Genomic DNA, 23,200 nt, shown 5'->3' on the forward strand with positions numbered 1-23,200 from the left:
TATACTTATGAAGTGTATAGGCTCAGAATTGAGCCTGATCATTTGCATTGTGAATGGAAGGATAAGAAGGGCAGTGACATATGAATGAAAAGAGAGATGTAGAGGGGCTGTACAACCGATATAGACAGGTTCCATTGTATCTGATAGGAATGTTCTGTCTGATGACAGTGTTCATGTATTTTGTCGGAATAGGAGCCGGCGTTATAGCCACAATTTTTACGGCAGTATACGGAGCGGTGAGCATTGTTGTTTTCCTGAGGATGAATGCTTTGTCCCGCGACAGATATGTGGAATTTGCCATGGAGCACGGCAAGATGCAGAAGGAGCTCATAAAGGAGTTTCCGGTTCCGTACGCATTGCTTGACGAGGATGGAAAAGTTGTGTGGGTGAACGACGAGTTCTCAGGTATAACGGAGACCAGTAAGAGAAAGCTCATGAAGCTGAATATAGTTCAGGTATTTGAGGAGGTTACCGAGGAGAGTCTTCCTTATCAGGAGGATGTCACCGAGGGAGAGATAGCATTTAACGGAAGAGAATACCGTTATGAGATCAGACGTGTACAGGTGAATAAGGTTGAGCCTGCTATGGAAGAGACGGATGCCCAGCCGGGTGAGGCCGGCACAGACGGAGATGGGGCTGATGAGCAGAAGAAAGAGACGAAGTCTTCGCACGGTGGTTCAAGACACCACGGCAAGACGGACACCTTCCTTGCGTTCTACATGTTTGATGTGACAGTGGTGAATCAGCTCGCTCAGGAGAACCATGACCAGAAGCTGGTTGCGGGTCTCATATATATTGATAACTACGATGAGATATTTGAGTCGCTTGAGGAAGTACGACACTCTCTTCTTGTTGCCCTGGTCGACAGAAAGATTAACAAATACATGGCAAATGTCGACGCCATAGTCAAGAGCCTTGAGAAGGACAAGTACATGTTCGTGATGCCACAGAAGTATCTGGATCAGCTCAAGGAGAACAAATTTGCCCTGCTCGATGAGGTCAAGGCTATAAATATCGGAAATGATCTTCCGCTTACACTCAGTATAAGTCTTGGTACTGATTACAAGAGCTTTATAGAAAACTTTGAGGCAGCGCGTTCCGCCATGGAGCTTGCTCTGGGCCGAGGCGGCGATCAGGCGGTTATCAAGTCCGCCGACAGGATCACCTACTTTGGTGGTAAGAGTCAGGGAACGGAGAAGTCCACGAGAGTTAAGGCGAGGGTTAAGACTCTTGCGTTCAAGGAGCTTCTTGAGACCAAGGAGAAGGTTATAATCATGGCCCACAAGAATCCGGACATGGATGCTTTTGGTTCAGGTATAGGAATATACAAGATGGTGACTGCGCTGGGCAAGACGGCGCATATAGTTGTAAATGAGGTGTCATCGGCCATAAGTCCGATATACGGCAATTTCACTTCGAGCAATTCCTACCCGGCAGATATGATAATCAACAACGATCAGGCGCTCAGTCTGGTCGATGACGACACGGTCGTAGTTGTGACGGATGTGAATAATCCTACGCTCACGGAGTGTGAGGAACTGCTGGCATATGCGAAGAGCATAGTGGTATTCGATCACCACAGGCAGACAAAGGATGTCATTGCAAATGCGACACTGTCGTATATAGAGCCATTTGCGTCATCTGCATGTGAGATGATCGCAGAGATGCTCCAGTACATGGATGAGAAGATAAAGCTCAGGCCTACAGAGGCGGACGCCATGTATGCCGGAATACTCATTGACACCGACAACTTCCTGAGCAAGACCGGTGTCAGAACCTTTGAGGCAGCCGCGTTCCTGAAGAGAAGCGGTGCGGATGTCATGCGAGTAAGGAAGATGTTCAGAACTGACATAGAGACCTACAGACAGAAGGCGGAGGGTGTCAGCCACGCAGAGATGGTGCTTGATGCATTTGCCATATCAATCATTACACCTGGGGATGGCCCTGAGTCGCCGGTGGTACTCACCGCCAAGATTGCAAATGAGATGCTGAACATCGCAGGTGTCAGAGCTTCATTTGTAATAGCGCAGATGGGTGCGGATGTCAAGATAAGTGCAAGAGCCATTGACGATGTCAATGTCCAGATAATCATGGAGAGAATGGGTGGCGGCGGTCATGCAAATATCGCGGCAGCTCAGTTTGAAAATGCGAAAGCAGAGGATATAAAGAAGGAGCTTGTTGGGCTCCTGAATGAGATGTATAAGGAAGGAGATATTTAGGATATGAAGGTCATATTATTACAGGATGTTAAAAGCCTTGGAAAGAAAGGCGCAATGGTAGAGGTAAATGAGGGCTACGCAAGAAATTTCATAATTCCTAAGAAGCTCGGCATGGAGGCAACTCCAAAGAATATGAATGATTTCAAGCTCCGCAAGGCTCATGAGGAAAAGGTGGCAGCAGAGAATCTTGCTGATGCCAAGGCACTTGCGGCAGAGCTTGAGAAGGCTTCAGTAACTGTTAAGATTAAGGTTGGAGAGGGCGGAAGAACATTTGGCTCAGTATCCACAAAGGAGATCTCAGATGCCATCAAGAGCCAGCTCGGCAAGGATATAGACAAGAAGAAGATCGTTATGAAGGACTCCATCAAGGCGTTAGGAAGCTTTTCAGTGAAGGTCAAGCTTCACCCTGAGGTTCAGGCAGAGCTTGCTGTAAAGGTCGAGGAAGCATAAGGAGTATAGATAAAATATGGAAGATGCATTTGCAAGAAAAAAGCTTCCCTACAATCTGGATGCCGAGAAGTCTGTTATAGGTTCCATGCTCATGGACAGAGACGCCATAGTGGAGGCGTCCGATATGCTGACTAAGGAGGATTTCTACTACGGTCAGTACGGAATATTGTTCGAGAATATGGTAGAACTGTTCAAGGAGGGTAAGGCGGTCGATCTGGTAACCCTGAAGAACAAGCTTGAGGAGAACAATGTACCTGATGAGGTCATAAGCACCAAATCCATAGCGGAGATATTGGAGACGGTTCCGACATCGGTGAATGCCAAGCATTATGCCGAGATCGTGGCGGACAAATCCATACTCAGGAAGATGATAAAGCTGTGCGAGGAAGTGGAGAAGGACTGTTATCTTGATTCGGAGGGAGTTGAACAGCTCCTTGAACAGGCCGAGAGTGGTGTGTTCAATCTGATAAAGGAGAGGAACGGCTCCAGCAAATTTGTGGGGATCGACAGGATCGTCATGAACGTTATCGAGCAGATAGAGGAGGCTTCCAGAAAGAACACAAGAGTAACAGGTATCCCTACGGGATTCATAGATCTGGACAATATGCTCACCGGTCTCCATGGATCGGAGTTTATACTGGTGGCTGCTAGACCTGCCATGGGTAAGACGGCATTTGTTCTTAATATTGCCCACCATGTTGCCGTGCGCAAGGGAATTGCCACTGCGATATTCAACCTGGAGATGAGCAAGGAGCAGCTTGTAACGCGTATGATAGCCATGGATTCCCTGGTTGATTCCCAGAAGGTACAGACGGGACAGTTGGCTGAGGACGACTGGGATCAGGTGCTTGCCAGTGCGGAGAGTATAGCTGCCGCACCGCTGTACATAGAGGATAGTTCAGCACTCACCATATCCGAGCTGAGATCAAAATGCAGACAGCTCAAGAGCAAGAACAATCTTGGACTCATCATCATCGACTACCTGCAGCTTATGAGCACGACGGGACGAGTTGAGTCGCGACAGCAGTTCGTATCTGATATGTCAAGATCGTTGAAGATGCTTGCCAGGGAGCTGGATGTGCCTATCATAGCGCTGTCACAGCTTAACCGAGAGGTTGATAAGAGACCGGATCACAAGCCTGTGCTTGCGGATCTCCGAGAGTCGGGATCTATCGAGCAGGATGCCGATGTGGTTATGTTCATATACAGAGATGATTATTACAATCCTGATACCGACAAGAAGGGTATCTCGGAGATAATCATAGCTAAACAGAGAAAAGGTGCCACCGGATCTGTGGATCTGGTATGGCTGCAGGAATACACGAAGTTTGCCAACAAAGAGCACTAAATATATTATGTTTTATAAGGAGAATTGAAAATGGTAGTTGAACCAAGAGTTAAAGATTTTATTTGTACAACAGCTCACCCGGTGGGATGCGCACAGAATGTAAAGAATCAGATCGAGTATGTCAAGTCAAAGGGAACAGTTAAGAGCGATAACGCACCTAAGAAGGTTCTGGTGATCGGAGCGTCAACAGGATACGGACTTGCATCACGTATCGCAGTTGCATTTGGCTATGGCGCAGATACCCTCGGCGTTATGTTTGAGAAGGAGTCAAATGGACGCCGTACAGCAACCGCTGGCTTCTACAACAACAGAGCATTTGAGGAGGAGGCTCACAAGGCCGGACTCTATGCAAAGTCCATCAATGGCGACGCGTTCTCAGTCGAGATCAAGGAGCAGGTCATCGAGACCATCAAGGCAGACATGGGCAAGATAGACATGATCGTATACAGCCTAGCAGCGCCTAGAAGAACAACTCCAGATGGAACAAAGTACACATCAGTACTCAAGACGGTTGGTGAGGAGTACACCAACAAGACACTTGTACTCAAGGACAACACCATCACAGATGCACATATAACAGCGGCAAATGATGACGAGATCAATGCCACCATCAAGGTAATGGGCGGTGAGGACTGGATCGACTGGATGCAGGCACTCTCAGATGCCGGAGTTCTGGCAGATAACGTGATCACAGTTGCATACTCATACATAGGACCAAAGATCACATTCCCTATCTACGCTGAGGGATCGATCGGACAGGCAAAGAAGGATCTGTACAAGTCAGCAGACATTATAAATGAAAAGTTCCCTAACATAAAGGCGAAGATAGCCATCAACAAGGCTCTTGTCACACAGTCAAGTGCAGCTATCCCTATCGTACCTCTGTATATCACACTTCTCTACAAAGTTATGAAAGAGAAGGGACTCCACGAGGGATGCATAGAGCAGATGCAGAGACTGTTCATGGATAAGATCCTGGATGACACCCAGGTGGACGACAACGGATTCATCCGTATGGACGACTGGGAGATGAGAGATGATGTTCAGGAAGTTGTTGCTGAGCACTGGGATACAGTCAACAATGACAATGTCAAGGATATAGCAGACATCGATGGATATTGGGAGGATTTCTACAACATGTTCGGTTTCAAGATCGACGGTGTGGATTACTCAGCAGATGTTGATATCATGTAATATTCATGGGTAGTTTCAATATATAAATACTACAAATGCCCCACAGATTCATAGAATTTGCGGGGCATTTCGGTAAGCGCTTTTTTGGTGTGCCTGACCCATTATTTTCGCAAGGAGGAAGACGGTATATGTACAAATATTTATTATTTGATCTTGATGGAACCATCACCAAGTCTGAGGAAGGAATATTCAACTGTATAAAATACGCTCTGGACTGGGCTGGGATTCCATATCCTGAATACAGAGTATTCAGAAGCTTTATAGGGCCGTCCCTGTATGATTCTTTTGTGAGAGAATTCGACATGGATGATGCAAGGGCAAAGGAGATGGTGGCCAAGTACAGAGAGAGATACAACGTGGTAGGTCTCTTCGAGGCTGAGGTGTACGACGGAGTGGCAGACACCCTGCGTGCCCTTAAGGAGAAGGGCTGCATACTCTCAGTTGCAACCAGCAAGCCGACAGAGCCGACACTCCGTATCCTTGAGAAGTTCGGTGTGGGAAAATATTTTGACGTTGTAGTTGGAAGTAATCCCGACGGAACAGGATCAGACAAGAAGCACATCATATCCCAGGTCCTTGAAAGCCTCAAGAAAGATCACGGACTGACAGAAGATATAATAAAATCAAACCAGGTTGTGATGATAGGCGACAGACGCTACGATATAGAAGGTGGCAAAGCCTGCGGCCTCCAGACCATAGGAGTCCTCTACGGCTACGGCAGCAGAGAAGAATTCGAAGCAGTCGGCGCAGACAACATAGTAGAGACACCGGAGGAAATCCTGAATCTGTAGATAGAAAGGTAGCTTATAGTTTATAGATGTTTGTGTTGATATATATTTTTTATTAAATATCTATGATTATTTTTGTGGGATGACACTCTGGGGAACTGAATAAAAGAAAAACAGGTAAGAGTCGATATCTATAATATAGTGTGGTGTATAAAATATATTTTTCAGCGAAATATGTCAGGAACATGATCTGAAAAGTATATATCCAACAAGACCAGGATGCCATACTCCCTGGGAATATAAAATTGGGTCTCTATATATGTAAGTCGAGCGTGATTACATATATAGAGACCCAATTTCTGTCCCTGGAGAGTATGTCATCCGTCCGTTCGTCATATCATCTCCTGACATTTGAGATATACCCGAAGAACGCTCCGATGATCCCCCCGATAATGTGGGTGAGATTCGACACATTGTCCTTCACAAACACTCCGTCAGCCACCTGTCCGCCGATATAAAGCACTGCAACAAGTATGAAGGTGAGCGGTATGGAGCCGTCCTTTATACATGCAAAAGAAGACAGAAGAATGTATGCGAATACCACTCCGCTGGCGCCGAGCAATGCTGTACCAGGGAAGAATATAAAATGCACGATTCCTGTCACCAGTGCGGTGGTGATGGTTACGATGAGCAGATCCTTTGAGCCGTATTTTTCCTCAAGTAGTGGGCCGATCACAAGCAGCAGCGTCATGTTGTTGATAAGGTGACTCCAGCTTGCGTGACCAAACACATGGGCAAACATGCGGATGTAGGTTAAAGGATCGGTGAGAGGGGCTCTGTATACTTCAAATAGAAGAAAGTTACTTTTGCCGCCTGTGAGGATATTCAGGAGATAAGCTCCCAGACAAATGAGTGCAAATGTAAGTACCACAGGTGAGTTAAAGGATATTCTTAATATGGTTTTGGATTTTGTCTTTGACATGGATCGGTTCCCCTCTTATTCATATAGTATAGAAAAATATTACCAGCGGTCATCCGCTGGTAATATTTTTTTAAGCGTCATAATCTGGCATATCGTTAAAGTACATCTTGTAGAAGTTGGTACTCTGTTCGAGAACCCTCATGGTTGATGGAAGCGGTACGGCGATGAGGTCGTTGAACTCATACTCTCCGGCTGCTGAATCAATCACATGTCCCATCTGAGTCTCATTATGTGTGTAATCGGCGTTGAAACCGCCGTATTTATTGCCACGGGCATCAAGACGTATCCACTTCTTGAGATCCGGGTGATATACCGCATTAAGTGCATGCATAGCCATAAGTCCGCCCTTGTGCTTGATACGGATATAGCAGAATCCTGTATATAAGTTGTTGGCACGAAGCAGTGCTGCCAGCAAATTGGCCTTTGAATAGCTGATGCCCGTGCTGGCTTCCAGTACATCGGAAGCGCTGATAGTTATTACTGAAAAGTTGCTGTCATATGTGTGAGAAATCCTATCCCGGACAAAATAGTAACATGCCTGTATGATCTCATCACTGCTCTTGCAATCTGCAGCAAGTTCCTTTGCCTTTGCAGCGACGATAGGATTGTCATAATTTACATACTTGTCGTATTGCAAATATGCTGAATCCTTATTTCTCTGAATTAGTTGCATTGTGTCATCTCTCCTTTATTACTTGGAATATGTAGAACTTCAGATAATAAGATTCATCTGCAGCCCATAATATTGGGTGATCAGGAGCCTGTGTGCGGAACTCTACCTGGCGAAGTCTTACATGTGAATTCATGGCGGCCTGTTTTATGGTCTTGGTAAATAACTCGAAATCCATAAAATGTGAACATGAACAAGTTGCAAGGAATCCACCATCCCTTACGAGTTTCATAGCACGCAGATTAATCTCGCGATAGCCTTTGACTGCGTTCTTTATTGAATTTCTTGATTTTGTGAATGCCGGCGGGTCAAGTATGACAACGTCAAACTGTTCGCCTTTTGATTCCAGTTCAGGAAGAAGATCAAATACATCTCTGCACTCAAAAGAGACAGTGCTCTCCAATCCGTTGAGCGCTGCATTTTCTCTGGCCTGGGCAATAGCAAGTTCTGAAGCGTCTACTCCCAAAACGCTGGAAGCACCGGCTATGCCTGCGTTTAGAGCAAAGGAGCCTGTGTGTGTAAAGCAATCAAGAACCTTTGCATCTTTACATATTCTCTGAATAGCAAGACGATTATACTTCTGATCCAGAAAGAATCCGGTCTTCTGACCGTCTTTCACATCAACAATATATCGAACGCCATTTTCATTTATATGAACCTTTGTGTTAAATTCGTCACCAATAAACCCTTTGTAGGTATCCATCCCCTCGTGTTTTCTGACTTTTGCATCGCTTCGTTCATAAACACCCTCGATTATTATACCATCATTTTTAAGTATATTTTTTAAAATATTTATTAACAAATTTTTAACTTTGTCGATGCCGAGTGCCAGTGATTCGACAACAAGCACGTTTTCAAACTTGTCAATGACGATTCCCGGCAGAAAATCAGCCTCGCCAAATACGACACGGCAGCTACTGGTGTCGACGGTTTTCTTGCGGTAATCCCATGCATCCTGAAGTCTCTTTGTGAAGAATGCCTCGTCGATCTCGGTGTCCACATGTCTTGTGAGCATGCGGATGAAGATCTTGGAGTTGGTATTTATGAATCCTTTGCCGAGTGGATAACCGTCGAAGTCCTTTACTATGACGATGTCGCCGTTCTCAAAGCTGCCGACTATGGTGTCGACCTCATTGTCAAATATCCATGCTCCGCCGGACTTCAGAAGTCGTCCCTCTCCCTTTTTTAATGTAACAATAGCTCCCATAATATATGTATCCTTTCTCTGTACTGCCGTTGGCAGACATTTTTCGTTGTCTGTTTTTGAATTTTGCGGATTTATTTTACCATATGTAGACAAATAATCCAAGATGGGGCAGCTTAACACATTTGTAACAAAAAACTTGTAAAAAAGTTATACTTGTAAAAAATATGTAACACGTGTATACTACGAGCGTAGCAGAATGCACACAAACATCAGATTCCCTGCGGAAACTGATGCTTAATAAAAAGGAGGACAGTAAAGATGTCTACAATGAAGACTAATATTGCAAAGAGAGAAAAGAGCCTGATGGCGGCAAAAGTTATAGGCAGTCTTATGGCGATTGCTGTATTGGCTATTGTGATTTTTTCTACAAATGTGGTGACACAGGCAGATGAGATGGGAGCTGACGGCACGGCAGTTCTGGCCACAGCATCAGATGTAGTTCAGAGTGGAGTGATACAGGATGAGGATGGTTACTTCAGATATTATGTTAATGGTGAAGTGCAGAAAACTGCAGGCTGGATAGATGCCGATGATGGCACCAGATATCTTATAGATGAAAATGGCGTGGCAGCTATGAAGTTTACACGTTCTGGCGATACCATCAAGATATACAGATTCAGCGCTGATTCAAAGGACTGGACGATCTGCAAGAACGAGTGGCAGACAGTGGATAACGTTCTCTATTATCTGAACAATTCCGGACTGTGTGAAAAGATATACGATAATAGCAGCAAGAAGGCAAAGTCACTGAGCAGCGGCAAGCTTGTCCAGGTGAAGAACCAGATGCTTATTCTCAACGATGGCAGAACATATTATTTCAATTCAAATGGTGACAAGGTCACAAAGGGCGGTTGGTATCATATAAATTATGACAATATGGTATTTGTAACAGGCGGTGGATCCCACTATGTAAAGGAGAGGATCTACAAGGCATCAGGCATTTTCAGAAAGTATTCATTTAACGATTCAAAGAAGAGCTGGGATATGAACAAGAACCTGTGGAAGAATACAGGCAGAAAGCTGATGTATTTTGATGGATCAGGCACATGTACCATTCTGTATGATCAGGCATCGAATATATTGTACAGATACATATCAAGCAGCAAGTCATACAAGAGAGTCTCAAATGTGATCGACAAGCTCAACGGAAGCAGATACTACTTCTATGATGCAAATGGAAACAGACGTACATCATCAGGATGGAAGAAGGTAAATGGAAGTACCGCTTACTACGTATGTGACGGCGGATATGTTACCTCAAGATATACAGATCAGAAGGGGACAAAGAAGGTATACGACTTTGATTACTCGAAGAACACATGGGTGCAGAAGAAAAATATGTGGAAGACTGTCTACCGCAGCAGATATTATTTCGGCTCTAAAGGCGTAGCCACAATGAGCTATAACAACAGCACCAAGAAGGCATACAAGTTTACAGGCAGAAAGTGGAAGCCTGCAAAGAAGCTCATAATGAAGATCGGAAATGCCAATTACTATTTCAACAGCGCTGCAAAGCGAGTTGTAAAGGCTGGAAAGTATAAGACAGCCGATGGCTACATAGCATATGTCAACAGAAGAGGCGTTGTATATAAGAGAGAGTACGATCTCTCGGTCAAGAGATATTACACTATCGATCTTGGTAAGGGCAGAAAGACAAGAGTATATGGATATTATGATATAGGCGCGGCAAACAGACTGAGTAAGATGGTCAACCAGCATCGTGCAGAAAATGGACTTTCAAGCCTTAAGGTGTCAACATCTCTGACAGAGACCGCTACCACAAGAGCAAAGGAGATAAGCAACAAGTACAGCCATTACAGACCAAATGGAACACTGTGTCTCAACTCCATGTACGAGTTGTACGGAGAGAATCTTGCATGTGGTTTCAGTGGTGGAGATCTCGTATTCAGAGCATGGTCCAAGTCGACCGCACATGACAGCAATATGCTGAATACTACATACAAGACCATGGGCGTTGCAGTATTTGTGGCTCTCAAAAATGATAAACAGGGATATAAGAGATATTATGTCCTTACATTTGGTAAGTAATTTTAATTAGGAAATTAGTGGAAAATAAGACTGTTAAATCCCTCAAATTAAATTGAATTATATGGAGAAATAGAGTACCATACATAGTATAAGGCAAATAGTCGGATATAGAATTTGGCTAGTTTGGGAATGGAGATTGTGTGTGGGTTTCATATATTCGTCTTTAAATAGAGGTGCCGGCGAGAGTGTGGCACTATTTGACAATAGAATAGCCAGGATGCTTCCTTTTGTCACGGGAAAGGCATATTTTGACCTCAGGAATTATGATGCCCAGACTGGAGAATTCGGAGTATATATTGAATGGGATGGTGAGCTTGAGGCAGTGCTTGGATATTCACTGCCGGCGGGAGGATATTTCGTCAAAGCAACCACACTGCAGGCGTACAGATTCCACAGGCTCGACAGTGGATTGCCGGTATATATGAAGTTGATAGCGCAGAATGGCAGACTGTATCCTTACAGGACATATGTCATGATGGACGGCAGACCTTTCAGTGTGGAATTCGGCGGTGGAGTTCTGATCCCTTTTGAGGACAGATACGAAGAGCTTGGATGCGAAGCTGCGAAACAGACTGTGGATACTGGAAGCCGGAAGCTTTTGATGGGAAGTCAGAGTGGAATGACAGGAAGCCAGCGTTTTCAGTGGAATGGCAGCCGGATGAGACAGTTATTCGGTAGTCAGGGAGGCTTCAGATACCTGGCGGGAAGCCAGTATAGAATGATAGGAAGTCAGCGGTTCCAGTGGAATGGCAGTCAGATGAGACTGCTGTTTGGAAGTCAGCGTATGTTGTTGGGGAGCCAATATAGAATATTTGGAAGTCAGCGGATAAAAAATATGCCGATGGTGCTTGAAAGTGACACACAGCAGCCACAGGACAGTATGGATTCAATCAGAACAAGCCAGGAGCTGATGGTTGAGTTCCCTCAGGAGTGGCAGCTTATCAACAGAAGCAGAAGACCGACCAGCCGGATTGGTGGCAATGCTAAGTTTGGATATGGACTGGACCTAATCTAGTACATGACCGGATCTTGGAGGATATATGAAGGATATAGAGGGATTCCACATATTGTGGACTGCTCCTTATTTTGAGAAAAGTAAAGATAACACTTACAGCATGCAGGATTATGAGCTTTTGACCATGATCCTGTCTGCTCTTATGTGGAGAAAAATGAATGGCCCTATCACACTTTACGGTGATGCAAGGGCCATTGATTATGTTGAGGGACAGGGATTGTCGCATATATGGAATGGCGGCATAAAAGAGATACAGGTTCCTGACAGCATATCCCCGGGAGTGTTCTGGGCTGCGGGCAAGCTGTATGCGCTTAAGGCGGCGCATATGCCGGCGGTCATGGTGGATCTGGACCTTATAGTGTGGAAGAATATAGGGGAATACATAGCGGGGACGGATATTTGTGCAATACACAGAGAAGGAATATATCCGGATGTATATCCCGGCAAGGACTTCTTCAATATGGACAGTTCGTACAGCTTTGATCCCCTGTGGAGCTGGGATGTTCCGCCGGTAAATACCTGTATGCTATATATGGCTAAGGAGCAATTTAAGAACTATTATGTGGACAGCTCCATACAATTTATGGAGAATTGTAGGGAGACTGAGGAAAATCTGTGCCACATGGTATTTGCGGAGCAGAGACTGCTTGCGATGTGTGCTGCGAGAAAGGGAAAGATCATTGCTTCATTTTTTCCTGAGGCGGCGGATATAGAGAGACAGGATGTGTTCACACATTTGTGGGGATATAAGAATATTCTGAAGTTTAACTATGGGAAAAGGGTTGAGTTTAACGGACGTCTCTGCGAGCGGATAGAGCGGGAGTTTCCGGAAGAGGCGGATGTTATAAGGGAGTTACATGTTTGTAGATAAAGTGCTGAAGAAGATACCCAGGGAGATATACATATATATACTGTGGGGAATTGTCGTGGGAGCGGTAAATCTTGGCTCCGCCTGGATATTTATGTACAAATGCGGGATAGAACCTGTCAGGGCCAACTTCCTGGCATGGATACTGTACAATTTTGTGTCATTCATAACAAATAGAAAATCGGTGTTCCACACTGTCGCAGAGACTGCGTGGGAGTTCATAAAAGAACTGGTGTCATTCTACGTGAGCAGGGTGTTCACACTGGTGGTGGAGGAGGGCCTGATTTATATACTGGTTGACAGGCTTCACCTGTGGGCGATGGGCATAAAGACGTTCACATCAGTGCTGGTGATATTCCTCAATTATTATATAAGCAAGAAGTTTATATTCAGAAAGATAAAGGAAAAACTGTAAGAGATATGTATAAATGCGAATGTTTATCGAAATTTTATAGAAAAACATGGACACAATTACTTCCAAACATTTGACAGTTGGAGTATAATTGAATGGTTAAATATGTATAAAAAGCAGAATAAGTAATGCAAGGAGATAAGTATGAAGAAGAGAGTAGTAATAACAGGCATAGGAGCCATAACTCCAGTCGGCAATACAGTTGACGAGTATTGGGATTCACTTAAGGAAGGAAAGCATGGCTTCGGACCTATTACACAGTTTGACGCTTCAGCATACAAGTGCAAGCTTGTCGGCGAGGTTAAGAACTTTGTAGCAAAGGACTACATTGATCCAAAGTCTGCAAGACGTATGGCTAGATTCACACAGTTTGCTGTGAAGGCAACCCAGGAGGCTATGGCAGATTCAGGACTTGATATGACAAAGGAAGATGCTTACAGAGTTGGTACATGTATTGGTTCAGGTGTTGGTTCACTTCAGGAGCTTGAGAACGCATATGGAACCATACTTACAAAGGGACCACTTCGTGTAAGTCCATTCGTAGTTCCTATGATGATCAGCAACATCGCAGCAGGTAACGTTGCGATCCAGTTTGGTCTCAAGGGCAAGAGTATAGATGTTGTAACAGCATGTGCTTCAGGAACAAACAGTATCGGTGAGGCATTCAGAACGATCCAGTACGGAGACGCTGATGTCATGGTAGCCGGCGGATGTGAGGCAGCAGTTACACCTATCGGTATATCAACATTTGATTCACTTACAGCACTTACATCATCAACAGATCCAGACAGATGTTCTATTCCATTTGATAAGGACAGAAGCGGATTCGTTCTCGGTGAGGGTGCAGGTATTGTTATTCTTGAGGAGCTTGAGCACGCAAAGGCAAGAGGTGCAAAGATCTACGCAGAGCTTTCAGGTTACGGATGTTCAAGTGATGCACACCACATCACAGCACCTGAGGAGTCAGGTGAGGGACCAGCAGTTGCCATGACCAATGCGGTTAAGGATGCAGGACTTCCACTTGATGCGGTTCAGTACATCAATGCTCATGGTACAAGCACACATCTGAACGATCTTGTTGAGACACGTGCTATCAAGAAGGCATTTGGCGATCACGCAAAGGACATCAAGATCAATTCAACAAAGTCTATGACAGGACATCTTCTCGGTGCAGCAGGAGCCATCGAGTGTATTGCCTGTGTCAAGAGTATAGAGGAAGGTTATATCCACAGAACAAGAGGACTTGTGGAGAGTGAGGAGGAGCTTGATCTGGATTATTGTAAGGAGCCATGCGAGATGGACGTTGATGTTGCGATCAGCAACTCACTTGGATTTGGCGGACACAATGCATGTATCGTCTTACAGAAGTATAAGGAGCAGTAAATATCATGTTATTTATCAAAAAAAAGGCAAAAGATGCCGAGATAATTGCAGCAAAGGCTGCAGAGGAGGCAAAGGCTGCTGAGGGAATTCAGGAAGCACCAAAGGTGGAGCTTGTAAAGTGCCCTAAGTGCGGAAGAGAAGTTGAGAAGGAAAGAGTGAAGAACGCAAAGTACATTTGTTATGAGTGCGGTTCTTACTTCAGAGTTAAGACCAAGAACAGAATAAGAATGGTCACAGATCCAAAGTCATTTGAGCCATGGTTTGAGGATATGCCAAGCTCAAATCCTCTTGGAACAGAGGGCTATGAGGACAAGGTTGCGGCTGCACAGGCCAAGACAAACCTCAAGGAGGCTGTTACTATAGGAAAGGCAACCATCAATGGTGAGCCTGCTGTAGTTGGTGTATGTGATGCAAGATTCCTCATGAGCAGCATGGGATATGTTGTGGGTGAGAAGATTGCCAGAGCTGTCGAGAAGGCTACAGAGGAGAAGCTTCCGGTATTCATGTTCTGCTGTTCAGGCGGTGCACGTATGCAGGAGGGAATCATTTCTCTGATGCAGATGGCCAAGACATCCGCTGCATTCAAGAAACATTCTGATGCAGGACTTCTGTATGTATCTATTCTTACAGATCCTACAACAGGTGGTGTTACAGCCAGCTTTGCAATGCTTGGAGATATTATCCTTGGAGAGCCAGGTGCGCTCGTAGGATTTGCAGGACCACGAGTTATCAAGCAGACTATTGGTCAGGAGCTTCCAGAGGGCTTCCAGAGATCAGAGTTCCTTGTTGAGCATGGTATCATAGATGGCATAATCACAAGAGACAAGATGAAGGACACAATGTATGATCTCATCGTCACACATAAGCAGAGACAGGGCTATGCTAACTTTGACAGTGCTGTTGAAGATGAGAAATTTGACATAAGCGAGATCCTCAAGGAGAGACTCAAGGATGATGAGCCTAAGACTCCGTGGGAGAAGCTCAGAGGTGCTCGTCAGATGAGCAGACCTTCAGGTTTCGACTATGTGAAGTATATATGCGATGATTTCCGTGAGATCCACGGAGACAGAACCATGAATGATGACAGAGCCATTGTGGGTGGTATCGGTCATATAGATGGACAGCCTGTAACAGTTATATCACAGGTCAAGGGAGCTTCCATGGCAGAGTGCATGGAGAGAAACTTTGGTATGCCTCTTCCTGATGGCTACAGAAAGGCTCTTCGTCTGATGAAGCAGGCTGAGAAGTTCGGCAGACCTATCATTACATTTGTAAATACACCGGGTGCGTTCTGTGGACTTGAGGCTGAGGAGCGAGGAATGGGTGAAGCCATAGCGAGAAATCTCTATGAGATGTCATCACTCAAGGTTCCTGTACTCTGTATCCTTATCGGAGAAGGCGGAAGCGGTGGAGCACTTGCCCTTGCAGTCGGCAATGAGGTATGGATGCTTGAGAATGCGACATACTCAATCCTTTCACCTGAGGGATATGCGTCTATCCTCTGGAAGGACAGCAACAGAGCTGAGGAGGCTGCAGAAGTTATGCAGATTACAGCGCAGGATCTCAAGAGACTGAACGTTATCGAGCAGGTCGTACCTGAGTACGGCGGAGCAGATGAGCAGTCAGTTCCATATATAGGCAAGTACCTTAAGATGAACATTAAGGAATTCCTCAAGAAGTATTCAGACAAGACTCCTGAGGAGATTGCACAGGACAGATACGACAGATTCAGAAATCTGTAGATCACAGATATACTATAGATGAAAGGCATTTCTCAAGTGAGAAATTTATCTCACGGGGAATGCCTTTTATTCATGCATATGTTGAAGTGATGGTGTTTTTTTGGTAAACTTTATGTATATGGCTGAAGATACAGCTTGAATTGGAGGAGCGTTTATGAAGAAACAGATAAAGGTTACTTTGATAGTTATCGTGGCCGCCATCATTGCGGCAGCAATCATATGGTACGTGATGTACCTGCGGGGCAAGGAGCAGGATCTGCTGACACCTGTGGGAACACGTGCAGAATTTATCGGTGATACAGACAAATATCCTACCATGCTTACAGCGAAGGGGACTCAGATCCTGAATGCAGACGGAGAACAGGTTGTTCTCAAGGGTGTGATGGTTCCAGAGTCGCGCAGTCTGTATGAGGAGAAGAAGTTTAATGAGGATTTCTACAAGGATGTATTTGCCAAGGGTGGTAATGCCATAAGGGTGCCAATAAGCCCTGTGGAGTACAAGAATGACGATTACTATATGTGGAGATATCTTGACCGCATAGTTACCTGGGCCGGAGAGAACGATAACTATGTTATTCTCGACTGGGATTATACAGGTAACCCGATAGATGGTTCCGGGGATGAGATGCCGGATCTCGACGAGAATCCGCTGGATTATTCTGCTGAATTCTGGAAGAACATTGCGGATTATTTCAAGAACACTCCAAATGTTATATTTGAGATATACAATGAGCCGGTTGGCATGAGTGATTCAGAGTGGAAGAGATGCGCGGAGAGCCTTATAGGAGTTATAAGGGATGCCGGCGCAAAGCAGCTTATAATCGTTGGAAGTCCGGATTACTGTTATGATCTCGGATGGCTTGACGAGCTTGGCGTGAAGAATGACAATACTGCGTTCTCTGTTCATGTTTACCCAGACAAGGTGTTCTGGCAGAAGTTCCTGTCGGGCTATGTGACAAGTTATCCTCTTATAGTGACAGAGTGGGGATATGCAGACGATGATGTCGAGGTCAAGAATGAGAAGCTGAAGGGCACCAGAAATGTATTTGGAATAAAATTTACCAGATATCTGGAAAAGCATAATATAGGATGGATCGCAGTTGGATATGACGATACGGTGGAGCCATCCATGTTTACTAAGGGATATAAGAAACTCACAAAATGGGGTGAGTATGTGACTGAGCTGCTTGGAGACAAGGAAGAATAAAGAGAATAACGGATAAAAGGGAGAAAATATATAATGGCAATCAGAATATTAGGAACAGGAAGCTGCCTTGCGGAGAAAGAGGTATCAAATGATGAGCTTGCAAAGTATGTTGATACATCTGATGAGTGGATATCTTCAAGAACAGGTATAAAGAACAGAAGAATAGCTGTTAAGGAGACGACGACGAGCATGGCTGTTGAGGCTGCTGAGAGGGCACTTGAGATGGCAGGGAAGTCCGCAGAGAATGTGGAGCTTATAGTGCTTGCCACAGTCACTCCGGATTATTACACACCAAGCGGGGCGTGTCAGGTTCAGGCGGCTATAGGTGCGGATAAGGCGATTGCGTTTGATGTGAATGCGGCATGCTCGGGCTTTGTATTTGCCCTCAATGTTGCAAAGATGTATATAGAGACAGGGTTTGTGAAGAATGCTCTTGTAATAGGTTCGGAGACGCTGTCAAAGATACTTGACTGGAATGACAGAGGTACATGCGTATTGTTTGGAGATGGCGCAGGTGCCGCTTATATAGAGGAGTCTGACAAGGGAATCATAAGCATTGTCCAGGGTTCAATCGGCAAGAAGGGTATGGTGCTCAACTGCGAGAGCAGAAAGACCAACAATATATTTGTAAAAGATGAGATCAATCATGACTATCTGTATATGGATGGACAGGAGGTGTACAAGTTTGCGGTGAGACAGTGTCCTAAGTGCCTCCAGGAGGCTCTTGACAAGGCTGGAATGACCGTTGACGATGTGGATTACTTCGTACTCCACCAGGCAAATGTAAGAATTATTGAATCTGTTGCCAAGAGACTTAAGGCACCGCTTGAGAAGTTCCCTACGACTCTCGACTACACAGGAAATATGTCTGCGGCGAGTGTACCTGTACTTCTCGACCAGCTCGTGAGAGAGCACGGCCTGAAGCGCGGCGACAAGATCGCCATGTCGGCATTCGGCGCAGGGCTCACATACGGCGCTGTGGTTATGGAGTGGTAGAGGCTTTAACACCTGTAATTTTTGAGGGCGGAACGGAGCTCCTTGTAGTTTGGGAGTACTTTTTCTACCTCGGCCCAGAAAAGTGCGGAGTGGTTCATCTGCTTTCTGTGACACAGCTCGTGGACTACCACGTAGTCTATGATTTCGGGAGTGGTGTTCATCAGTGCACAGTTGAAATTCAGGTTACCGGAGGAGCTGCAGCTTCCCCAGCGGGTCTTCTGATGCCTGATGGTGATCCTTCCGTAAGTCACGTCTATTATCTGAGCAAAATGTTCTACACGTGAAGGAATATATATCCGAGCCTGTTCTGACAGTGCCTTTATATCGGCATCTGTCAGGGCAGTGCTTGGATTTTTTTCGTCTGACATATTGGAAATTCTTTTCTGCATGATTTCCAGATGGCTGCGGATCCAGTTTTGTCTGGAATCCACAAAGCTTTGGATCTGACTGTCGGTCATTCTGAGGGGCGCACGAACCTTTATGTTGAGGTCTCTGTCTATCTCGATACAGATAGATTTGCGCCTGCTCCTGACGACAGAATATTCGAATTTATCAGAATTGTTCATGGCATATTACCTGTCTTTGATAGGTACGTAGTCCTTAGGCTCTACAAGACTTGGATAAGCCGGACGCATTATCTTGTAGCTGTTGATCAGCTCCTCCATACGATGCGCACTCCATCCAACCACTCGGCCAATGGCAAATAGTGGTGTGTAGAGGGCGTAAGGGATCTTGAGCATCTTGTATAACAATCCGCAATAGTAATCTATGTTGATGCACACACCCTTGTAGATCTTGCGCTCCTCGGCAATGACCTCAGGTGCGATGCGCTCTATGAGCTCGTATAATTTGAATTCGTCCTTCTCGTGCTTCTCCTCGGCGAGCTTTTCTACATACTCCTTGATAATGACAGCTCTTGGATCTGACAGAGAGTATACAGGCTGGCCCATTCCGTATACCACGCCCGATTTGTCAAATGCTTCGCCGCGCACGATCTTCCTGATGTACTCACGGATCTGCTCCTCGTCCGTAACATCCTCGACATTGCAGTGTATGTTCTTCATCATCTCCATGACCTTGAGGTCTCCACCGCCGTTGAGCGGTCCCTTGAGTGAGCAGAGTGCTGCTGCGACTGTGGCGTATGTATCTGAGCCGGATGATGTGACAACACGTGTTGTAAACGTAGAGTTGCTTCCGCCTCCGTGTTCCATGTGGAGAACAAGGGCAAGATCGAGAACCTTTGCCTCAAGCTGTGTGTACTTTCTGTCTGAACGGAGCATGCTCAGGATATTCTCTGCAAATGAAAGCTCAGGATCCGGCTTGTGTATATAACAGCTCTTGCCAAGCTCATAATGTCTGTATCCCTGGAAAGAATATACAGCGAGTCTTGGGAATACACTTATTATCATAAGACACTGCTGAAGAACGTTGTCCAGAGATATATCCGTCTCAGACTTATCGTATGATCCGAGGGCAAGGATACTCTTGGTCATATTTGAAATGATATCCTTGGTAGGGTTCTTCATTATGACATCTTGTATAAAGTTGTGTGGAAGGTCGTATGCAAGGTTGAGGACCTGTTTGAACTTGGCAAGCTCATTCTCGTCCGGAAGCTTTCCAAACAGTAACAGATATGTACACTCCTCGAAACCGAATCGTCCTTCCTTTGTAAATCCGTCTATCAACTGGCGGATCTCGTAACCTCTATAATATAATTCACCGTCAGCAGGAGTATGCTTTCCGTCCTCCATTGTATACGCCCGGCTTAGTGAAATGTTGGTGATGCCGGCATTTATTCCTATTCCATTCAGATCGCGAAGTCCACGCTTTACGCCGTATTCCTCGTAGAGGTTGTTATCTATGGTATCGTTCTCAATACAGAGACCAAGACGCTCCTTCGTAAATGAACTAAGATTATTGATTGACATATATAATACTCCTTTCAGGTAAGTCTTCATTGAATTATCTCACTTATTTACAACTATTGCAATCCGAAATGATTGTATGGGTGTAAAATATTATGTATAATGTACTGAGAATAAAGTTAAGACAAATGTTTTAGGAGGTAATATAAATTGGCAGACAGACAGGATATGGGGCAGAATAAAGGGAGCGCAGGAGCTCATAAGGGAACTGTGAGCCGTGCAACAACGAGCAGTGTGAAAAAGACACAGCCGGGCAAGGGAGTAGCGTCAGGCAGTCGGTCAGCATCAGGCAGCCGTCCTGTGTCGGGAAATCGTCCGGCATCGGGCAGCCACTTATCATCGGCGAGTCGTCCGAAAAGTGCAACTGCGCAGGACAAAAGGCGCACAAGTACGGGACGTCCACTTGAAAAGTCGGTGAAGTCCGTGTCTTCAGGAAGCAAGACCAGGAGACCGGCGAATAGCAGATCGTCAACAGGTTCCGGTAAAAAATCCGCGCAGAGCAGAAATAAAAAGAAGCGATATGAGCTGAATACGAAAATGATGGTCGTGGCGGCTCTGGTGGTTGGAATAGTGCTTGCACTTGTGATCACGATGATCATGAGATCCAGCATGCTCAGGGTCAAGCAGATCCAGACGGATTATAATATGGGTGATATATTTGATATAACAAACTATATTGAGCCGGACAGCAATGATGCCAGGCTGGAATATGACAACTCAGAATTTGCACCGGATAAGCTTGGTAAGTACACCATCAAATATAAGATCAGACGTGGAAAGTTAAGCAAGACAAAAAAGGCTGTGATAAATGTTGTTGACGAGGTAAATCCATACATAGACGGCCCGGACGAGATAGACGTTTCTATGGGAACGGATATAAACTGGAGTGATTATTACAATGTCACAGATGAGGATCCGGATGTGCAGGATTCGCTTAAAGCTTCTCAGGATGTGGACACAAGCAAGGAGAGAACCGTAACAGTGACTCTCACAGCGGAGGACTGGGCAGGCAACAAGGCGTCCAGACAGATCACCGTAAATGTACTCAAGAGTAACTTTGATGAGTAGGGTGTGAACGAAATAAAATATCTTGAAAAATGACAGAAAAAAGCTCAATGCTGACGGGGATGAAATCCGAAAGCATTGAGCTTTTTGATTTTAGTATTTTATGAGATAGGCGGCTTTCTCAGCTCTGCATCCAGCTCTGAGTTGTCAACCACTGTTGTCTTGGTCTTTTTAACCTTTTCCTTTTTCTTCTTCGATCTGCTCTTGTGTATGTTCTTGATGAGCATTACCACCAGAAGCAGGATAAGACCTATGCTTATGAGGACTACGGATAAACCGTATTTGTCCAGTATCTTGTCGATTATGTTGTAGCTTGACTTCTCCCACAGTCCATCCGCTTCAAGATCTGCCTGAACCTTTGAGAGGCAGTACTTTGTTCCGGTACACTTTGGTATACCCGGAAGTCTTGATGTGATGGCTGTAAGGTTGCTTGCCTGTTCGTCGGTTACATTGAAGTATGTATATGACAATGCCTCCTTACCTGTTGTGGTTATAGGATCGTCCAGACCGAGATTGATGAGATACCACTCTCCGCCGAGATAAACGGCATTCCATGCACAGTTGTTGATGTAACTCTCTTCTTTGAGCTGCTTCTGTGTGTCCATCGAGTCGTCCAGAAGATCTGAATTCTGTCCCTCAATGTACAGACATGGCACACCAACGTAATCCATAATGGCCTTGAAAGCCTTTGCATATCCGTAGGTGACTGCCGACTGATACTTGGAGTTGAACACGCCGTCTGCGGTGTATGCGTATATGTTGTCCTTGCTCTTAGATGTTGCATCTGAGGCATAATAAACTTTGTTGATGATCGAATTATGTATAAGATATACCTTCTCGTAATCCTTTGCGCTCTCATCCAGAGAAGCTGCATAATTCTTGACGGTCAGGTCAAAGTTGTTCTTGTATATGGAACGTGTATCTCCGTTGGCATACAGTGAATAGCACTCGATGGTGAGAGCTGTATATCTGAGTTCTCCCGAGGATTCCTGCTTGCACTGATAGCTGTCGGACATCCAGAAATACTCAGGATGATCGGCGAGCACAGCGTTGACGATCTGATCCATTCCATCGTTGCCGATAACTTCCCAGTCTTTGTTGCTGACCGACAATGTAAATGCTGTGTAATATCCGCCGTCCTGATAAGAAGCATTGGATGTCGACTCGTTGAATTTCTGAGCTGCATCGTTGATCTGCTTGTAGACGGTTCTGTACGCACTGTTGTCAAACTGGTCATAGAAATAAGTTCTGCCATCTATGGTATCGGTTTTGTTACTGCTGTCCTTATCATCTGTATCCGCCGCCTTTGCGACATATGGAGAAGATGATAATATCATGGTAAGCGTAAGCAGCAGTACAAGAAATTTTTTCTTCATAACTGGAACACACTCCTTCTTTTGCTTATGCAAAGCCCCTTTATATACTTCCTTCAATAATAACACATTATGGTTATTATTGCCAGAGAAAATGGGTTAAAGCGGTTGGATTTTGCTTCGCATATGTGTATAATAGTAAAAACCTGATGGTTAACGGATGGAAGGAGGAAACACATGGCTTCCAGTTGCGATATGTGTGCACACTATGTGTACGATGACGAAGATGATTTTTATGAGTGCCTGGTGAATATGGATGAGGATGACTTTGCCAGATTTGTGGCAAGAGGCTACGACAATTGTCCGTATTTTCAGTTGGATGATGAATACAGGATAGTGAGACATCAGATGTGACGATTGAAGAAAA

At 45.1% G+C, this 23,200-nt stretch carries 21 protein-coding genes; 15 read left to right on the forward strand and 6 right to left on the reverse strand.

The genetic code is table 11. From position 1 onward, the window contains the following. The first annotated feature begins 80 nt into the window (after positions 1-80). The 5 genes from ARA78_RS05250 (at position 81) to ARA78_RS05270 (ending at position 6,002) form a co-directional block, all read left to right on the forward strand. Positions 81-2,219: a DHH family phosphoesterase gene (locus ARA78_RS05250; RefSeq protein ID WP_015534511.1), complete on the forward strand. Its 2,139-nt coding sequence runs from the start codon at positions 81-83 to the stop codon at positions 2,217-2,219. 3 nt (positions 2,220-2,222) lie between these two features. Continuing rightward, the gene (rplI, locus tag ARA78_RS05255; protein ID WP_015534512.1) at positions 2,223-2,669 is read left to right on the forward strand and encodes a 50S ribosomal protein L9; all 447 of its coding nucleotides are present in this window, start codon (positions 2,223-2,225) and stop codon (positions 2,667-2,669) included. Between the two features lie 16 nt (positions 2,670-2,685). Continuing rightward, positions 2,686-4,017, forward strand: coding sequence for a replicative DNA helicase (gene dnaB, locus ARA78_RS05260; protein WP_015534513.1), 1,332 nt, complete (start codon positions 2,686-2,688; stop codon positions 4,015-4,017). Between the two features lie 30 nt (positions 4,018-4,047). After that, positions 4,048-5,211, forward strand: coding sequence for an enoyl-ACP reductase FabV (fabV, locus tag ARA78_RS05265; protein ID WP_015534514.1), 1,164 nt, complete (start codon positions 4,048-4,050; stop codon positions 5,209-5,211). A gap of 128 nt (positions 5,212-5,339) precedes the next feature. Next, positions 5,340-6,002 (forward strand): HAD hydrolase-like protein, encoded by a 663-nt coding sequence (locus ARA78_RS05270; RefSeq protein ID WP_055272058.1) that lies wholly within the window; start codon positions 5,340-5,342, stop codon positions 6,000-6,002. 334 nt (positions 6,003-6,336) lie between these two features. On the opposite strand, the gene ARA78_RS05275 is transcribed toward ARA78_RS05270, so the two are convergent. From ARA78_RS05275 to ARA78_RS05285, 3 genes are all read right to left on the reverse strand, one after another. Then, on the reverse strand, positions 6,337-6,921 hold the full coding sequence (locus ARA78_RS05275; protein ID WP_015534516.1) for a rhomboid family intramembrane serine protease: 585 nt from the start codon (positions 6,919-6,921) through the stop codon (positions 6,337-6,339). A gap of 70 nt (positions 6,922-6,991) precedes the next feature. Then, positions 6,992-7,594 carry a transglutaminase-like domain-containing protein gene (locus ARA78_RS05280; protein ID WP_015534517.1) on the reverse strand — a complete coding sequence of 201 codons (603 nt, stop codon included), beginning with the start codon at positions 7,592-7,594 and terminating at the stop codon, positions 6,992-6,994. Between the two features lie 4 nt (positions 7,595-7,598). Beyond that, positions 7,599-8,798: a class I SAM-dependent rRNA methyltransferase gene (locus ARA78_RS05285; protein ID WP_022215990.1), complete on the reverse strand. Its 1,200-nt coding sequence runs from the start codon at positions 8,796-8,798 to the stop codon at positions 7,599-7,601. 258 nt (positions 8,799-9,056) lie between these two features. On the opposite strand from ARA78_RS05285, the gene ARA78_RS05290 reads away from it, so the two are divergent. From ARA78_RS05290 to ARA78_RS05325, 8 genes are all read left to right on the forward strand, one after another. Continuing rightward, entirely contained in the window at positions 9,057-10,847 is a 1,791-nt protein-coding gene (locus tag ARA78_RS05290; protein ID WP_055222326.1) for a CAP domain-containing protein, read from the forward strand. 142 nt (positions 10,848-10,989) lie between these two features. Next, complete coding sequence (locus ARA78_RS05295; protein WP_055147343.1) at positions 10,990-11,862, forward strand: hypothetical protein; 873 nt, start codon at positions 10,990-10,992, stop codon at positions 11,860-11,862. A gap of 25 nt (positions 11,863-11,887) precedes the next feature. Beyond that, positions 11,888-12,733 carry a DUF6734 family protein gene (locus tag ARA78_RS05300; RefSeq protein WP_055147346.1) on the forward strand — a complete coding sequence of 282 codons (846 nt, stop codon included), beginning with the start codon at positions 11,888-11,890 and terminating at the stop codon, positions 12,731-12,733. Then, positions 12,720-13,145 (forward strand): GtrA family protein, encoded by a 426-nt coding sequence (locus ARA78_RS05305; RefSeq protein ID WP_015534521.1) that lies wholly within the window; start codon positions 12,720-12,722, stop codon positions 13,143-13,145. Before ARA78_RS05300 ends, ARA78_RS05305 begins: the two co-directional genes overlap by 14 nt. 141 nt (positions 13,146-13,286) lie before the next feature. Beyond that, complete coding sequence (fabF, locus tag ARA78_RS05310; protein ID WP_015534522.1) at positions 13,287-14,525, forward strand: beta-ketoacyl-ACP synthase II; 1,239 nt, start codon at positions 13,287-13,289, stop codon at positions 14,523-14,525. A 5-nt stretch (positions 14,526-14,530) separates the two neighbouring features. Beyond that, entirely contained in the window at positions 14,531-16,267 is a 1,737-nt protein-coding gene (locus tag ARA78_RS05315; protein ID WP_015534523.1) for an acetyl-CoA carboxylase carboxyl transferase subunit, read from the forward strand. 154 nt (positions 16,268-16,421) lie between these two features. After that, positions 16,422-17,474 carry a glycoside hydrolase family 5 protein gene (locus ARA78_RS05320; protein ID WP_015534524.1) on the forward strand — a complete coding sequence of 351 codons (1,053 nt, stop codon included), beginning with the start codon at positions 16,422-16,424 and terminating at the stop codon, positions 17,472-17,474. 33 nt (positions 17,475-17,507) lie between these two features. Next, positions 17,508-18,470, forward strand: coding sequence for a beta-ketoacyl-ACP synthase III (locus tag ARA78_RS05325; protein ID WP_022215985.1), 963 nt, complete (start codon positions 17,508-17,510; stop codon positions 18,468-18,470). Between the two features lie 5 nt (positions 18,471-18,475). Here ARA78_RS05325 and ARA78_RS05330 read toward each other — a convergent pair whose 3' ends face one another. Together ARA78_RS05330 and ARA78_RS05335 are read right to left on the reverse strand one after the other, a co-directional pair. Next, a complete protein-coding gene (locus tag ARA78_RS05330; protein WP_055147349.1) occupies positions 18,476-19,036 on the reverse strand; it encodes a M48 family metallopeptidase in 561 nt (186 codons plus the stop codon). A 6-nt stretch (positions 19,037-19,042) separates the two neighbouring features. Beyond that, the gene (locus ARA78_RS05335) at positions 19,043-20,398 is read right to left on the reverse strand and encodes a citrate synthase (RefSeq protein ID WP_015534527.1); all 1,356 of its coding nucleotides are present in this window, start codon (positions 20,396-20,398) and stop codon (positions 19,043-19,045) included. 147 nt (positions 20,399-20,545) lie between these two features. Between ARA78_RS05335 and ARA78_RS05340 the strand changes: the two genes are divergently transcribed. Then, complete coding sequence (locus tag ARA78_RS05340; protein WP_022215983.1) at positions 20,546-21,463, forward strand: hypothetical protein; 918 nt, start codon at positions 20,546-20,548, stop codon at positions 21,461-21,463. Between the two features lie 98 nt (positions 21,464-21,561). Here ARA78_RS05340 and ARA78_RS05345 read toward each other — a convergent pair whose 3' ends face one another. Then, positions 21,562-22,836, reverse strand: a complete 1,275-nt coding sequence (locus ARA78_RS05345) for a transglutaminase domain-containing protein (RefSeq protein ID WP_022215982.1) — start codon at positions 22,834-22,836, stop codon at positions 21,562-21,564. A 174-nt stretch (positions 22,837-23,010) separates the two neighbouring features. On the opposite strand from ARA78_RS05345, the gene ARA78_RS14020 reads away from it, so the two are divergent. Continuing rightward, entirely contained in the window at positions 23,011-23,187 is a 177-nt protein-coding gene (locus ARA78_RS14020) for a DUF6472 family protein (protein WP_165852774.1), read from the forward strand. Positions 23,188-23,200: the final 13 nt, after the last annotated feature.

Origin of the sequence: Coprococcus eutactus (genome assembly GCF_001404675.1) — a bacterium.
Taxonomy (GTDB): Bacteria; Bacillota; Clostridia; order Lachnospirales; family Lachnospiraceae; genus Coprococcus; species Coprococcus aceti.

Coding starts and splice junctions, on each gene's coding strand:
- ARA78_RS14020 (WP_165852774.1), top strand. CDS start 23,011: ATGGCTTCCAGTTGCGATATGTGTGCACACTATGTGTACGATGACGAA.
- ARA78_RS05290 (WP_055222326.1), top strand. CDS start 9,057: ATGTCTACAATGAAGACTAATATTGCAAAGAGAGAAAAGAGCCTGATG.
- ARA78_RS05275 (WP_015534516.1), bottom strand. CDS start 6,921: ATGTCAAAGACAAAATCCAAAACCATATTAAGAATATCCTTTAACTCA.
- ARA78_RS05325 (WP_022215985.1), top strand. CDS start 17,508: ATGGCAATCAGAATATTAGGAACAGGAAGCTGCCTTGCGGAGAAAGAG.
- dnaB (WP_015534513.1), top strand. CDS start 2,686: ATGGAAGATGCATTTGCAAGAAAAAAGCTTCCCTACAATCTGGATGCC.
- fabV (WP_015534514.1), top strand. CDS start 4,048: ATGGTAGTTGAACCAAGAGTTAAAGATTTTATTTGTACAACAGCTCAC.
- ARA78_RS05345 (WP_022215982.1), bottom strand. CDS start 22,836: ATGAAGAAAAAATTTCTTGTACTGCTGCTTACGCTTACCATGATATTA.
- ARA78_RS05330 (WP_055147349.1), bottom strand. CDS start 19,036: ATGAACAATTCTGATAAATTCGAATATTCTGTCGTCAGGAGCAGGCGC.
- ARA78_RS05280 (WP_015534517.1), bottom strand. CDS start 7,594: ATGCAACTAATTCAGAGAAATAAGGATTCAGCATATTTGCAATACGAC.
- rplI (WP_015534512.1), top strand. CDS start 2,223: ATGAAGGTCATATTATTACAGGATGTTAAAAGCCTTGGAAAGAAAGGC.
- ARA78_RS05285 (WP_022215990.1), bottom strand. CDS start 8,798: ATGGGAGCTATTGTTACATTAAAAAAGGGAGAGGGACGACTTCTGAAG.
- ARA78_RS05250 (WP_015534511.1), top strand. CDS start 81: ATGAATGAAAAGAGAGATGTAGAGGGGCTGTACAACCGATATAGACAG.
- ARA78_RS05335 (WP_015534527.1), bottom strand. CDS start 20,398: ATGTCAATCAATAATCTTAGTTCATTTACGAAGGAGCGTCTTGGTCTC.
- fabF (WP_015534522.1), top strand. CDS start 13,287: ATGAAGAAGAGAGTAGTAATAACAGGCATAGGAGCCATAACTCCAGTC.
- ARA78_RS05320 (WP_015534524.1), top strand. CDS start 16,422: ATGAAGAAACAGATAAAGGTTACTTTGATAGTTATCGTGGCCGCCATC.
- ARA78_RS05270 (WP_055272058.1), top strand. CDS start 5,340: ATGTACAAATATTTATTATTTGATCTTGATGGAACCATCACCAAGTCT.
- ARA78_RS05315 (WP_015534523.1), top strand. CDS start 14,531: ATGTTATTTATCAAAAAAAAGGCAAAAGATGCCGAGATAATTGCAGCA.
- ARA78_RS05300 (WP_055147346.1), top strand. CDS start 11,888: ATGAAGGATATAGAGGGATTCCACATATTGTGGACTGCTCCTTATTTT.
- ARA78_RS05305 (WP_015534521.1), top strand. CDS start 12,720: ATGTTTGTAGATAAAGTGCTGAAGAAGATACCCAGGGAGATATACATA.